Source organism: Curtobacterium citri (assembly GCF_030362955.1).
Classification (GTDB): domain Bacteria; phylum Actinomycetota; class Actinomycetes; order Actinomycetales; family Microbacteriaceae; genus Curtobacterium; species Curtobacterium citri.
In genome coordinates, this window is record NZ_JAUCML010000004.1 from 80993 (window position 1) to 94109 (window position 13117).

Consider the following 13117-nt stretch of genomic DNA (forward strand, 5'->3'; position numbering starts at 1 on the left):
TCACCGTGCGTACGCGTCCACGAAGAGCGGACCGCGGAGCTCGCGCAGGGTGTCGACGAGCCGCTCGATCGTGCCCCGGGAGATCCCGGACACCTCGAGGTCGTACGGCCCGAGCGCCGGCAGGCGGCCGGTCCGGATCCGGACGACCTCCCACCCGACGGCACGGACGGCACGGTCCTTCCGCCGGTCGGTGTCCTGCCGCGGACCGACGTGCTCCAGACCGTGACGACCGGTGCTGTCGTACTCGATCGCGACCCGCAGCTCGGGCAGCACGATGTCCGGCCAGGCCTCGACGTGGTCGAAGACCGGACGGTCGAGCCGGATCGCGGTGTGGTCGAAGGTCAGCGCGAACCGCTCCTGCAGCGCGGCGCGGAGGTCCGCCTCGACCGCCGAGGCCGTCGCGGGCGCGCACCGGCTCGTGAACGACTCCCCCGAGGGTAGCCGAGGGGTCTTCGGGCAGATCGTCCGCGGGACCGGCTGCGCGGCCCGACCGCTCCGCGACCGACCGGGACGGGCGCGAGCGCTGGCGACCGCTCCGCTGGGCACGGCACCGGCGCTCGGGAGCCCGGCACCCGGGGCCGCTCCGCGCGCCGGGGCAGCGGGGAGCGTCTGCCGCCCGCGGACCCGCTCGGCGCGCTGCGGTGCCGGGACCGCGCTCGGCCAGTCCGCCGGCAGCACCGGCCAACGACGCGGGGTGGCCTGCAGCTGGCACTCCGGGCACCAGACCGACCGCCGCCGCTCACGCCCGGGGCGCGACCGCTGCTCGGCCGGCGTCGCGACGAAGACGTGGCCGACGTCGCACTCCCAGGTCAGCAGGACCTCGGCGAGCGGCGGGACCTGGGTGAGCACGACGCCGTGGTTCCGGTCGGGGTGGTACTGGCGGACGAGCACCGGGTACGACGCCCACGCCGAACGGAACTCACCGACCGCGTACGGCACCGCCGTGCCGCGGGACCACTGCCTCCGCCGCCACCACGCCTCCACGGGTTCGACCACGGCACCACGCTAGGCAGCGCCACCGACAACCCGGCAGCGGGGCGTCAGGACCCGAGGGCGTTCCGGACGTACCCGACCACGGCGTTGGCGTGTCCGTGGCCGAACCCGTGCTCGTCCTTGAGCCAGGCCACCACCTCCATGTGGCGGTGGTCGTCGAGCCGGTCGGCCACCAGGTCGAGCCACTCCTGCACGGGGCGGCCGTACGTCTTCTCGATGCTCGGGAAGTACGAGGCGGGCCCCTTCGGCTTCGCCCCGTCCGCCGGGAGTGCCGGAGCGGGAACGCGGTGCGTCGTCATGCGGGTCACGGTAGTCGTCCGCGCGCGTCACCAGCGGATGCGGTCGAACTCCTCGCGCAGGCGTCGCGCTCGCCCCGGGTGGACCTGCTCGACCCACCCGATCCGCCCGAGCAGGTGCGCGCGGAAGTCCGGGTGGCCCGTCCGGTCCTGCGACGCAGGCCCGTGCACGGCGGCGTTGTGCAGCAGCGCGTGCAGCCGGTCGACCTCACGCCGGCCCGGGGACGGTCGGTCGTTGACGACCACGCCCGTGACGGACTGCCGGCTCCCCCGACGCCGGACCCGCGACTTGTGCGGGGCGAGGCGGTACCCCTGGTCGTCGACGATGCGGCCGACGCCACGGAGGAAGGCCTCGGGCCGCGCCGCGAGCCGGTCGCCGCCGCTGAAGGTCAGGTCGTCGGCGTACCGCGTGTAGACCGCGTCGCTCGCCGCCGCCCACCCGGCGAGCCGGGCGTCGAGGTGCCGGAGCGCGGTGTTGGCGAGCGCCGGCGAGGTGGGCGCGCCCTGGGGCAGGTGGGCGACCGCCAGCGACCGACGGAGTGCCGCGCGGTCCTCGGGACTGCCGCCCGGGGGCATGCCGGTCAGCACGTGCGGCGGGACCCGGTGCGTGCAGAGCCCGGTGAGGACGTGCGCGAGCGGTTCCGCGAAGCCCGCTGCCCGGAAGACGCCGTACACGGTCGGCGCGGTGACGCTCGCGAAGAAGGAGGTGAGGTCCGCGGTGACGACGACCTGCTGCCCGGTGTGCACCGCGGCGCCGGTCACCACGCTCCGGCCGGGCACGAACCCGTGTGCGGCGTCGTGCACCGGCAGGGCGACCAGCAGCTCGTCGAGGACGGTCCGCTGGGTCCGCTGGAGCAGGTCCATCGGCTTCTCGAGCAGCCGCGGGACCCGACCGGGACGCACCACCCACCCGTACCGGAAGTGGTGGAGCGGGCTCGACGGCCCCGCGTGCCGGTTCCAGGCCCGCGTGTCGGCGAGCCAGAGCAGCCGGCCGAGCGTGACCCCGAGCGCCCGGGCCAGCTCCGGCAGGGTGTCGACGAGCAGGGGGCTGGCGGTGTCCGGACGGGCCCGGACGGCGGTGGCACGACGGGCGAGCACCCGCACCGGACGACGCGCGGCGCGAGCGCGGTGCAGTTCGGCGAGCCGGGCATCGTCGGCGAGCACGGCGGCGAGCTGCCGCGGTGCGTCCTCCGGCGGCCGCGGGTACGTGCGGAGGGCCGCGTCGACCGCGAGCCCGACGACGGCGCGCTCGACCCCGAGCACCGCCCATCCGGCGGCGGTCAGTTCGTCGGGCGCCCACCGCTCGGCGGTGAGGAACGCGTCGGCGAGCGCCGTGGCGACCTCGGCGAGGGGCGTGGGGTTCCCGGGGGACCCGTCGGTGCCTCCGTGCGGCGTCGCGCGCGGAGCGCGCCGTCCCGCTCGGGGCGTGTCGTCCTGCTGGTCCTGCGTGCCCCGGGGTGCCCCCGGAGAGGTCGACGCGTCACGCGCGCCGGCCGCCTCCCCCGGGAACTCCACGCGCTCACCCTACGGCGACGGACCGACGGACGGGAGGCTCGGGGCGGGGCCGGCACGCGCCTCCCGTCCGGCGGTCGTGGACCACACCCACGGGCGGCCGGCCGAGCGGGCAGGACACGCCGCGCGTGGTCCGCCGAGCGGGCGCGACCCGTCGTCACCCGTCGCCGACCGTGACGGATGCGGCTCGGTGACGCGGCACCGGGCCCGGCGACACAGCACCCGACCGGGTGCCGCGGCCCGGTAGCGTGACGGACGACACCGACGTCCCCCGTGAGGAGCACCATGTCCGATCCCACCGGCGCCCGGTACCGCGACCTGCGGACCGAGGAGAAGCTCGCCGTCCTGCTCGCGGAGGAACGCGAGCTCGACCTCGACGCGTTCGACCTCGACGAGGCCTGGGCGGTGGGGTCCTGGCTCCGCGCGACCGCCCTCGACCGCGGCCTCGGCGTGGCCGTCGCGGTGTCCTTCGGGGAGCAGCGGGTCTTCCACGCGGCGACGCCCGGGTCGGGCGCGGTGAACGATGCCTGGCTCGACCGGAAGTTCCGGGTGGTGCGGCACTTCGCGCACGCGACGCTCACGGTGCGGACGCAGTACGAGGCGGGCGGGTCGACGTTCGACGAGGCGGCGGCCCTCGACCCGCGGCGCTACCAGGCGGCCGGCGGCGGCTTCCCGCTGGTGGTGCGCGGGAACCTCATCGGCGCGGTCGGGGTCAGCGGCCTCGAGATGCACGACGACCACGCGCTCGTGGTCGAGGCCCTGCGCGCGCACCTGGCGCAGGGCGGTCGGCGCGCGACCACCGGCTACTGACGGCGCGGCCCGACCGCAGACGGACGGGAGGCGCGGTGCGGGTCTGCACCGCGCCTCCGGTCCGTCCGGTGGGTGGGTCAGCGACGCGGGCGGCCCAGCATGGCCGTGCCGACGACCGCGGCGATGCCCGCCCAGACCAGGGGCCGGGTGACCCGGCGACGCTTCGCGACCCAGCCACCGTCGGTGGCGTTGCCGGCGTCGGCCGGGGCGTAGAGGTTCCCGTCCGTGGGGGCGCCCCTGCCGCGCAGGGCGAAGGTCTCGACCATGGGCTTCGTGATCTTGTGGAACAGCCCCGGGAACACGTACTGCAGCGGCACGAGGGACGCCTGGATGCGCCCCACGAAGCGGTAGCGCTTCGGGTGCAGGGCGGCCTGCACGACGGCCTTCCCGGCGCGCTCGACGGAGACCGTCGGCGGCAGCGGGTGCGAGTTCTTGCCGGTGTAGTTGGCGCCGTTCTGGTAGATCGGCGTGTCGATCGTCGAGGGCAGCAGGGCGGTGAACTCGATGTCGGTGCCGGCGAACTCGTCGCCGAGGACGTCGACCAGGCCGAGGGCGGCGTGCTTGCTCGTGACGTACGCCGACTGGTACGGCGCCGAGAGCAGCGACTGGATCGACCCGACGAGCACGTACGTGCCCTTCCCGCGCTGCTTCCAGTGCGGCAGGAGCGCGGTGATCGCGTGGAGGTGTCCGTAGAGGTTCGTGTCGACGACGCGCTTGAACGCCTTCGTCGGGGTCTGCTCGAAGAGCCCGTAGATGAACAGTGCGGCGTTGCCGACGAAGACGTCGATGCGGCCGAACCGGGTGGTCGTGGTGGCGACGAGGTCCTTGACGGCGTGCTCGTCGGCGACGTCGGTGGGGATCGCGATCGCCTCGGCGCCGAGCTTCCGGCACTCGGCGGCGGCGGCCTCGAGGGACTCGTGCCCGCGTGCGGCGAGCACGAGGGTGGCGCCCTGCCGGGCGAACTCGTGGGCGGCGGCCCTCCCGATGCCGCTCGATGCTCCGGTGACGACGACGATCTTCCCGCGGAAGCGCTTTGACATGTCCTCGTTGCTACCCGGTGGCGGCTGCGGTCTCCCCCAGGACGGCGGGTGCCCGGGCTCCCGCCCGCGGTGTCGGCTCCGGTGTCGGCCGCGCTGTCGGCCGCTGACCGCAGGCTCTTCCGGACGACGTCGTGCAGGTGCGACGATGGGCCCATGCCGAAGGACGAGCTCACCGTCGAGGAAGCCACGGCGATCGCCGAGCACGCCCGCTCCGGCTCGCTGCCGCTCGAGGACCCCGAGGTCCGGAGGGTGGTCGAGCAGGCGAACCGCACCCTCGTCCGCGCGCAGATGTGGGGCGAGGACCGCAGCCCGAAGCTCCGTCGGCGCCGCCGGTGGCTCGCGGTCGGGGCCCTCGTGATGGTGCTCGTCTGGGTCGCCGGGCTGCTCGTCCCGCTCGCCCTCCGCCTCGGGCTCTGACGCGGGCTCTGACGCGCTCCCGCGCCGTGGACGACGTCTTGCTGCGACGATCCGTCCTGGACAGCGAGCGCGGCGGCGCGCCCGGCCCTCGGAGTGGGGTTGCTCCCGCGGGCCGCACCGAGGTTGACTCGATTCCGTGACGAGCACCGCGGACCGCCCGTCGTCGACGCGCACGTGGACGACCACCGTCCGCGACGACACGGGTCCGATCGTCCTCGCGGGCATCCGGACGTCCTGGGCCCCGCTGGCGAAGCAGACGCTCATCACCGCGCTCGTCGTCGGGGCGGCCGTCGCGAGCAGCCTGTCGCCCTGGCTCCTCGTGACCTCGGCACCCTGGATGTGGACCGGTGTCGCGATCGCCGTCGCCGCCCTCGCGGCCGCAGCGGTGCCGGCGCGGTGGCCCGGCACCATGCGCCTGGAGCTCCTCGTCCCCGCGCTCGACTTCTTCGCCATCGGCCTGCTCCGGTACGGCACCGGCGACAGCCGGTCGGTCTTCACCACCATCGTGGTGCTCCCGCTCATCTGGGTCGCCGCGAACCCCGGCCGGTGGAACGTCCTCTGGCCGGTGCTCGGGACCGCCGGGGCACTCCTGCTGCCGTACCTCATCGCACCGACGGAGGCGCAGGGCAGCGAGTTCGTCCGCCTGTTCACCGTGGTGATCGTCTTCGGCGCGACCGCCGCCGTGACGAACGAGCTCGCGCGCCAGGCGAGCCTGCAGCTCGCCGCGGTGCAGCGCCGTCGCCGCGTGGCCGAGGGCGAGATCGACCGGGCCGCCCTGGTGCAGCAGTCGCTCCTGCCGACGACGACCGCCGGCCTGCCGGACGAGGTCCGCGCGGTGGGCGTCTGCATCCCGGCGCGGACCGTCGGCGGCGACTTCTACGACTGGTTCGCGACCCCCGGCGGTGCCGCGTTCACCCTCGGGGACGTCATGGGCAAGGGCGTGGGCGCCGGCATGATCGCCGCGGCCGTGCGCTCGCTCATCCGGAGCACCGTCGACGAGACCGACCCCGCCGTCGCGGTCCGCCGTGCCGCGACCGGCCTCGCCACGGGCGCCGCCGACCTCACCAGCGGCCAGTTCACCACGTGCTTCCACGTCCGCGTCGACCGCGACGGCCACGCCCGCTGGGTGGACGCCGGGCACGGGCTCACCCTCCTCCGGGGTGCCGACGGCAGCGTCCGACCGCTCCGGTCCGGACACCTGCCGATCGGTGTCGGCACGAGCTGGACGGCGGAGGACACGTTGCTCGTGCCGGGTGACGTCATCGTCGCCGTCAGCGACGGCGTGCTCGACCTGTTCGGCGGCGACCTCGACTCGCTCGACCGCTTCGAGGCGTGGGTCGCCGAGCGTCCCGATCCCCAGCAGGTCGTCGCCGGCATCGCCGACCTGGCCCACGCCGGCGAGCACCCGGACGACGTCACGGTGCTCTGCGTCGCCTACCGGCCCTGACCGCGGCCGCGTGCCCCCCGAACTGCGGACTGGCGGTGGCGCGCCCGGCGGGTGATGATCCAGTGCCCCGTCCGTTGGCGGGTCCGCCGACCCGGGACGACCTGATGACGAACGACCCCACGCCCGCGCACGACGACGCACCCTCGGTCCACCGCGACGACCTCGGCCGACGCCGCTTCCTGACGCTCGGCCTGACCGGCGCCGCCGCTGCGACCGCCGCCGCCGGTACCGTCCTCGGCGCCGGCGCACCCGCCGAGGCCGCCACGAGCGGTGGCACGCTGCTCGCCGCCGACGAGTTCGACGGCGCCGCGGGCAGCGCTCCGAACCCGGGGATCTGGCGCTTCGACACCGGCGCCGGGGGCTGGGGCAACGCCGAGCTGCAGACCTACACCGACTCCCGTCGCAACAGCGCCCTCGACGGCGCCGGCAACCTCGTCGTCACCGCCCGCCGCGAGGCCGACGGCTCGTACACCTCCGCCCGTCTGAAGACCGAGGGCACGTTCACCGCGCAGTACGGCCGCATCGAGGCGCGCATCCGGATCCCGCGGGGCCAGGGCCTGTGGCCGGCGTTCTGGATGCTCGGTGCCGACATCGGCCAGGTCGGTTGGCCCGCGTGCGGCGAGATCGACGTCATGGAGAACGTCGGGTACGAGCCAGCCGTGGTCCACGGGACGGTGCACGGCCCCGGGTACTCCGGGGCGCAGGGGCTGACGGCGTCGTACACGCAGCCGAACGGTGCTGCCTTCGCGGACGACTTCCACGTCTACGGAGTCGACTGGCGCCCCGGCTCCGTCACGTGGACGGTCGACGGCGTCGCCCGTCGGACGGTCACCCGCGCCGACGTCGGGTCGGCGCCGTGGGTGTTCGACAAGCCGTTCTTCGTGGTGCTGAACGTCGCGGTCGGTGGCACCTGGCCGGGGTCGCCGGACGCGACCACCCGGTTCCCGCAGCAGATGACCGTCGACTGGGTGCGCGTCTGGCAGCAGTCCTGACGGACGGGAGGCGCGGGGCCACACCGCCACGCGCCTCCCGTCCGACGGCGGTCAGCGACGGGTGCGGGCCAGCAGCCAGAGGTAGGTCGCGTGCCCGACCAGGGCCAGACCGAAGAAGACCGCGCCGACCGCGTAGACCCGGTCGAGTTCGCCCTGCCCGATGACGAGCATCACCACGCAGAACAGCACGGCGGCCGCGAGCACACCCACCTGGATCGTCGACCAGATGCGACGGAAGCGGGGCATGCCGGAGTCGTCCACGGACCCATTCTGCCGCAGGCCGCCCGGGGTCACTCCTCGGACTCACCCCGCGGGCTCACTCCCCGGGATCACTTCTCGGGGTCGTGGCCCCAGTTCATGAGCGACCAGCGCCACTTCGAGTCGTGGGAGTCGCCCTTCGGCTCCTGCTTCGCGTGCCGCGCCACGTACCCGACGACCTTCCGCATGTGCGCGTAGTCGTCGTCCGTGTAGTCGCCCTGCTTCTTCTCGAGGATGGCGACGATGTGCCGCCCGCTCTCGTGCCCGGTGGACTCGCCGCCGCCGTCCGGCTTCTGCCCGACCTCCTTCGACCCGTCGGTGTCGAGCCACTCCTTCAGCTGGGACGCGGTCATGTTGACGGCGTCGGCGAAGTCGTCGCGGGTCTGCTCCTCGTCGTGCTGGTCGTCGCTCATGCGCGTCAGCGAACGCGCCGCGCCTGGGCGGGTCCGCAGCACCCGCTGTCCCCCGGTGCGGTGCGCAGACCGGACGGCGCTCCGCGCGCGTCCAGGGCCGTGCGCGTTGTGTGTCCCCCGAACACCCCACGACAGGAAAGCGAGAGCGACATGCGCGCAGTGGTCTGGCACGGCATCGGGGACATCCGTCTCGACGAGGTCCCGGAACCCACCATCCAGCACCCGGAGGACGCGATCGTCCGGATCACCCGCAGTGCGATCTGCGGCACCGACCTGCACTTCGTGCGCGGCACCATGGCGCCGATGCAGGAGGGCACGATCCTCGGGCACGAGGCCGTCGGCGTCGTCACCCAGGTCGGCGACGCCGTGCGTGGCTTCTCCGCCGGCGACCGCGTCGTCATCAACTCGACCATCTCCTGCGGCGCCTGCCGGTACTGCCGGATGGGCAAGACCGCGCAGTGCGACGTGGCGAACCCGAACGGTCCCCAGGCGGGCACGAGCTTCTTCGGCGGCCCCGAGTCGACCGGTCCGGTGAACGGCCTGCAGGCCGAGTTCGTCCGCGTGCCCTACGCCCGCAACACGATGCACCCGCTGCCCGAGAACGTCAGCGACGAGCAGGCGATCCTGCTCTCCGACATCTTCCCGACCGGGTGGTTCGGCGCCGAGCTCGCCGGTGTCACCCGCGGTGACGTCGTCGTCGTGTTCGGTGCCGGCATCGTCGGCCAGTTCGCCGCCGCGTCGGCGTACAAGCTCGGCGCCGCGCGCGTCATCGTCGTCGACGGTGAGGAGACCCGTCTCGCCGCCGCGCTCGCGCAGCACTGCGAGGTGGTCGACTACAACCGCGAGGACCCGGTGCAGGCGATCATGGACCTCACCAACGGCATCGGTGCGGACGCCGTGATCGACGCCGTCGGCGTGGACGCCGAGCGCCCGAAGCGAGGCCCGGCCGCGGTCTCCGAGGAGCAGGCCCGGCAGTTCGACGCCGAGGTGCAGCAGGTCGCGCCCGACGCGTCCCCGGACGGCTTCGGCGAGCAGCAGCAGTGGAAGCCCGGCGACGGCCCGTCGCAGGTCGCGCAGTGGGCGGTCGCCTCGGTCGCGAAGTACGGCCGCATCGGCATCATCGGCGTCTACGGTCCGACCGCGCAGTCGTACCCGATCGGCGAGGCGATGAACAAGAACCTGACGATCCGGATGGGCAACTGCGACCACCACTCGGTGACGCCGCCGCTCATCGACCTGGTGGCGTCGGGCCAGTTCGACCCGACCGCGCTCATCACCGAGCACGAGCCGATCGGCTCGGCGATCGAGGCGTACGAGGCCTTCGACCGCCGCGAGCCCGGCTGGGTCAAGGTGGAGCTGGAGGCGACCCGATGAGCACCTCGCCGGTCGACCAGTACGCCTTCGGCGACCCCCGGAGCCGCTACCCCGACGTCTCCCCCGAGCCGCAGACGCAGGAGGAACCGGGGCTGCAGTCGCAGATGACCCCGGTGCCCGACCTGGGCGAGTCCAGCTACCGCGGGACCGGGCGGCTCGAGGGCCGCAAGGCCGTGATCACCGGAGCGGACTCGGGCATCGGCGCCGCCGTGGCGATCGCCTTCGCCCGCGAGGGTGCCGACGTCGTCCTGGCCTACCTGCCCGAGGAGCAGTCCGACGCCGACCACGTCATCGAGCAGATCGAGGCCGCGGGTCGCAAGGCCGTCGCCGTCCCCGGGGACCTCCGCGACAAGGCGTACGCCGGGCAGCTCGTCGAGCGCGCCGTCGCCGAGCTCGGCGGGATCGACGCCCTCGTCAGCGTCGCCGGCAAGCAGCGCTGGCAGCCGGACCTGCTCGACATCACGGACGAGCAGTTCGAGGCGACCTTCGACGTCAACGTCTTCGGCCTGTTCCGCCTCGTGAAGGCCGCGCTGCCGCACCTGCAGCCGGGCTCGACCGTCACCACGACGGCGTCCATGGAGGCGTACCAGCCCGCTCCGGACCGCCTCGACTACGCGGCGTCGAAGGGCGCGATCAACAACTTCTCGAAGGGCCTGTCGCAGCTGCTCGTCGAGCGCGGGATCCGCGTCAACATCGTCGCCCCGGGCCCGACGTGGACCGTCCTGCAGCCGAGCGGCGGCGTCGACCCGGAGTCACTCCCCGAGTTCGGCAGCAGCGAGTCCCCCATGGGCCGTGCCGCCCAGCCCGCCGAGCTCGCCCCGGCGTACGTGTTCCTCGCCTCGCAGGAGTCGAGCTTCGTCGCCGGGGAGACCCTCAACGTCAACGGCGGCATGGTCACGCCGTGATCGGGAATGCCGGACGGCCGTCCGGTGTCGAACTGTCCACACCACATGCGAAGGAGCACTCATGAGCCTCGACCTCCACGAGGGGACCGGCGTCGACACCGAGCGGCACTGCGTCCCGACCAGCACCCTGAAGGCGCTGCACGACGACCAGCAGGAGCCGGCCTTCGGCCGCTGGCTGGGCCAGATCAACGGACACCGGTGATCTGATGCTCCACGGCACGCCCAGGGCGTGACGACGGACGGGAGGCGCGGTGCCGGCTGGCACCGCGCCTCCCGTCCGTCCGAGGTCGGTCAGCCCGCGGCGCCGCTGATGTTGACGAGCCAGGTGACGCCGAAGCGGTCGGTGAGCATCCCGAAGGTGTCGCCCCACGGAGCCTTCGTCAGCGGCTCGATGACGGTCGCGCCCTCGGCCAGCCCGTTCCAGTAGCCGGTCAGGAGTTCCTCGTCGTCGCCGCTGAGCGACACCGAGATGCGGCTCTCGGTCGGCGTGGGCATGCTCGCCGGAGCGTCCGAGGCCATGAGCAGCAGGCCGGCATCGGTCTGGATCTGCCCGTGCATCACCTTGTCGGCGTCCGCGGGGTCCTGCGACATCCCGCCCTCGGCGAAGGTCATCGACTTCAGCTCGCCGCCGAGGACGCCGTGGTAGAAGTCGAGCGCCTCGCGCGCCTGGTCACGGAAGCCGAGGTAGGGGTTCAGGAAGACGGACACGGGTGCTCCTTCGGGTCGGGCGGACTCCGCCGTCCGCGTCGGGACGAGCATGGCAGACGGCCGTGCCCCGTGGTGGTCGGCCCTCCTGCGACGGTCGGACGCGTGAAGTGGACGTGCACCGGCGGGACCGGCCGGTACCCGTGACCGCGGTACGGCACGGCGGACACCGGGACAGTCTGGACGGAGCCGTCCGACCGGACGGACCACCGACGAGGGACGGAGACGACCCGTGCGACCGAACCTCGCCGCCCTGCACGCCGAGCCCCGGGAGTGGCACCGTCGCGGCCTCCGGCACCCTGACGAGATCGCGTCGATGGTGCACGCGCGGCTGCTCGCCGACCTGCCCGCCGACCCGTGCTACCGCGACTTCTTCGTCACGTCGTGAGCGTGGGTCGTCAGAGATCCCGGAGCATCCGACCCGCCACGGCGTCGTTCCAGGACGTCGTCGCACCGGCCTCGGCGGCGATGTGCATGCCGACGTGTCCGGCGTCGAGTCCACAGCGCCACCGGTCGAAGACGCTCATGCACAGGGACCGGCCCGACCGGGTGGGTGGGACGACCGGCGCGTCCGGAGGCGGACCGGCGGGCTCGTCGTGCGGTGGTGCGGTCGGGGGTGTGGCGGTGGTCTCGTCGTGCATGTCACCAGTGGGACGTCCCGCGACGCCGATGTGTCACGAACCAGGCCCGTCGACCGCGCCCGGACGCGGACGCGGACGCGGACGCGCGCTGCCGTCGCGGTGCATGCTCGGAGTGGACCGGCCCGTCGGCCGGCGCTCGACGGACGGAAGGCGGCGATGAGCGGCGGAGGACCCCTGCAGGACGCCTCGGACGCGACGCTCGTCGCCCGTGCGTCCGACGGTGACGTCCCCGCGTTCGAGGTGCTCGCCCGGCGCCACGGTCCGCTCATGCGCGTGTACGCGGAGCAGGTGCTCGGCTCGAACGACGAGGCCGACGACGTCGTGCAGGAGTCGTTCCTGACCGGTTGGCGGAAGCTCGGGGACCTCGAGGACCCGGGGCGCTTCCGACCGTGGATGGTGCAGATCGTCACCCGACGAGCGCTCGACCGGCTGCGGCGCCGTCGACACCACGACGACCTCGACGCGGTCGAGCGGCCCGCCGACCCGCGACTGACGCCGGAGCGTACCGTCGAGACCAGGATGCAGCTCGACGCGATGTGGGCGGCACTGGAGCGGATGCCGGTCGACCAGCGACGGTGCTGGCTCCTGCGGGAGACCGCCGGGCACAGCTACCAGCAGATCGCCGAGGAACTCGAGCTCCCGACCTCGACCGTGCGGGGGCTCCTCGCCCGGGCACGACGGTTCCTCTCCGCGGAGATGGAGGGATGGCGATGACGGACGACGACCTCCCCGTGCCCGACGACGACCTCGACGGACACACCATGGAGGAGCTCGCGGACTACCTCGACCGCGGCCGGACGCCCGTCGACCCGTCCATCGAGGGCTCCGCCGCCTGCCGACTCGCCATGGCCGGCATGCAGCGGCTCCGCGAACTCTCGGTCGGTGCCCTCGAGCGGCGCGCCGACTCCGAGCGCGACCGGGAGTCCGGTTGGGTCGACCGACTCCTCGACGCCATCCGGGCGGAGGTCCGCCCCGGCCGTGACGTGCCCGTGGCGCACCCGGATCCCCGACTGCGGCTCGCGCTGACCGAGGCGGCCGTCCGCGGGCTCGTCCGCCGGGCCGGCGACACGATGGGCGGCGTCGTGATGGGCCGCTGCGTCCTCGAGGGCGACCTCGAGCAGCCCGGTGCCACCGTGCGGATCGACGTGACCGCCGGCCTTGCCTACGGTGAGCCGGCGGAGCCCACCGCCGACCGGCTCCGTCGGACCGTCACCGAGACCGTGGAGCGGCACACGGGACTGGTCGTCGAGGCCGTCGACGTCCGCTTCGACGACGTGTACCTGCCCTGACCCGGCGACCCTGAGACCCCGACCG

At 73.9% G+C, this 13117-nt stretch carries 18 protein-coding genes; 10 read left to right on the forward strand and 8 right to left on the reverse strand.

What is annotated here, in order from left to right:
- From QUG92_RS07485 to QUG92_RS07495, 3 genes are read right to left on the reverse strand one after another with little or no spacing between them, the layout of a single operon-like run.
- The gene (locus QUG92_RS07485; RefSeq protein ID WP_289458510.1) at positions 1 to 996 is read right to left on the reverse strand and encodes a putative endonuclease domain-containing protein; all 996 of its coding nucleotides are present in this window, start codon (positions 994 to 996) and stop codon (positions 1 to 3) included.
- Between the two features lie 44 nt (positions 997 to 1040).
- Positions 1041 to 1292, reverse strand: a complete 252-nt coding sequence (locus QUG92_RS07490; protein WP_289458513.1) for a DUF4287 domain-containing protein — start codon at positions 1290 to 1292, stop codon at positions 1041 to 1043.
- Positions 1293 to 1319: 27 nt separating this feature from the next.
- Complete coding sequence (locus QUG92_RS07495) at positions 1320 to 2804, reverse strand: reverse transcriptase family protein (RefSeq protein WP_289458516.1); 1485 nt, start codon at positions 2802 to 2804, stop codon at positions 1320 to 1322.
- Positions 2805 to 3086: 282 nt separating this feature from the next.
- Here QUG92_RS07495 and QUG92_RS07500 point away from each other — a divergent pair, with 282 nt between their 5' ends.
- Positions 3087 to 3611 carry a heme-degrading domain-containing protein gene (locus tag QUG92_RS07500; protein WP_182047222.1) on the forward strand — a complete coding sequence of 175 codons (525 nt, stop codon included), beginning with the start codon at positions 3087 to 3089 and terminating at the stop codon, positions 3609 to 3611.
- A gap of 77 nt (positions 3612 to 3688) precedes the next feature.
- Here QUG92_RS07500 and QUG92_RS07505 read toward each other — a convergent pair whose 3' ends face one another.
- Positions 3689 to 4651 (reverse strand): SDR family NAD(P)-dependent oxidoreductase, encoded by a 963-nt coding sequence (locus QUG92_RS07505; protein ID WP_182047223.1) that lies wholly within the window; start codon positions 4649 to 4651, stop codon positions 3689 to 3691.
- Positions 4652 to 4804: 153 nt separating this feature from the next.
- Between QUG92_RS07505 and QUG92_RS07510 the strand changes: the two genes are divergently transcribed.
- From QUG92_RS07510 to QUG92_RS07520, 3 genes are all read left to right on the forward strand, one after another.
- A complete protein-coding gene (locus QUG92_RS07510) occupies positions 4805 to 5068 on the forward strand; it encodes a hypothetical protein (protein WP_069711065.1) in 264 nt (87 codons plus the stop codon).
- A gap of 136 nt (positions 5069 to 5204) precedes the next feature.
- On the forward strand, positions 5205 to 6515 hold the full coding sequence (locus QUG92_RS07515; protein ID WP_289458520.1) for a PP2C family protein-serine/threonine phosphatase: 1311 nt from the start codon (positions 5205 to 5207) through the stop codon (positions 6513 to 6515).
- A 104-nt stretch (positions 6516 to 6619) separates the two neighbouring features.
- Entirely contained in the window at positions 6620 to 7507 is an 888-nt protein-coding gene (locus QUG92_RS07520) for a glycoside hydrolase family 16 protein (RefSeq protein ID WP_182047225.1), read from the forward strand.
- 51 nt (positions 7508 to 7558) lie between these two features.
- On the opposite strand, the gene QUG92_RS07525 is transcribed toward QUG92_RS07520, so the two are convergent.
- Positions 7559 to 7768 (reverse strand): hypothetical protein, encoded by a 210-nt coding sequence (locus QUG92_RS07525; RefSeq protein ID WP_182047226.1) that lies wholly within the window; start codon positions 7766 to 7768, stop codon positions 7559 to 7561.
- Between the two features lie 68 nt (positions 7769 to 7836).
- Complete coding sequence (locus tag QUG92_RS07530; protein ID WP_289458525.1) at positions 7837 to 8178, reverse strand: DUF3140 domain-containing protein; 342 nt, start codon at positions 8176 to 8178, stop codon at positions 7837 to 7839.
- Between the two features lie 150 nt (positions 8179 to 8328).
- Here QUG92_RS07530 and QUG92_RS07535 point away from each other — a divergent pair, with 150 nt between their 5' ends.
- The 3 genes from QUG92_RS07535 (at position 8329) to QUG92_RS07545 (ending at position 10659) form a co-directional block, all read left to right on the forward strand.
- The gene (locus tag QUG92_RS07535; protein ID WP_289458526.1) at positions 8329 to 9552 is read left to right on the forward strand and encodes a zinc-dependent alcohol dehydrogenase; all 1224 of its coding nucleotides are present in this window, start codon (positions 8329 to 8331) and stop codon (positions 9550 to 9552) included.
- A complete protein-coding gene (locus tag QUG92_RS07540) occupies positions 9549 to 10457 on the forward strand; it encodes an SDR family oxidoreductase (protein ID WP_289458528.1) in 909 nt (302 codons plus the stop codon). The genes QUG92_RS07535 and QUG92_RS07540 overlap by 4 nt, the downstream gene beginning before the upstream one ends.
- Positions 10458 to 10518: 61 nt before the next feature.
- Complete coding sequence (locus QUG92_RS07545) at positions 10519 to 10659, forward strand: hypothetical protein (protein ID WP_189319506.1); 141 nt, start codon at positions 10519 to 10521, stop codon at positions 10657 to 10659.
- An 89-nt stretch (positions 10660 to 10748) separates the two neighbouring features.
- Here the strand turns inward: QUG92_RS07545 and QUG92_RS07550 are convergent, their stop codons facing one another.
- Positions 10749 to 11165: a VOC family protein gene (locus QUG92_RS07550; protein ID WP_289458533.1), complete on the reverse strand. Its 417-nt coding sequence runs from the start codon at positions 11163 to 11165 to the stop codon at positions 10749 to 10751.
- A gap of 229 nt (positions 11166 to 11394) precedes the next feature.
- On the opposite strand from QUG92_RS07550, the gene QUG92_RS07555 reads away from it, so the two are divergent.
- Positions 11395 to 11550, forward strand: coding sequence for a hypothetical protein (locus QUG92_RS07555; protein ID WP_182047232.1), 156 nt, complete (start codon positions 11395 to 11397; stop codon positions 11548 to 11550).
- 10 nt (positions 11551 to 11560) lie between these two features.
- Here QUG92_RS07555 and QUG92_RS07560 read toward each other — a convergent pair whose 3' ends face one another.
- Entirely contained in the window at positions 11561 to 11689 is a 129-nt protein-coding gene (locus QUG92_RS07560) for a hypothetical protein (RefSeq protein WP_259346207.1), read from the reverse strand.
- Between the two features lie 270 nt (positions 11690 to 11959).
- Here QUG92_RS07560 and QUG92_RS07565 point away from each other — a divergent pair, with 270 nt between their 5' ends.
- Positions 11960 to 12517, forward strand: a complete 558-nt coding sequence (locus tag QUG92_RS07565; RefSeq protein WP_182047233.1) for an RNA polymerase sigma factor — start codon at positions 11960 to 11962, stop codon at positions 12515 to 12517.
- Positions 12514 to 13092: an Asp23/Gls24 family envelope stress response protein gene (locus QUG92_RS07570; RefSeq protein ID WP_289458535.1), complete on the forward strand. Its 579-nt coding sequence runs from the start codon at positions 12514 to 12516 to the stop codon at positions 13090 to 13092. The genes QUG92_RS07565 and QUG92_RS07570 overlap by 4 nt, the downstream gene beginning before the upstream one ends.
- Positions 13093 to 13117: the final 25 nt, after the last annotated feature.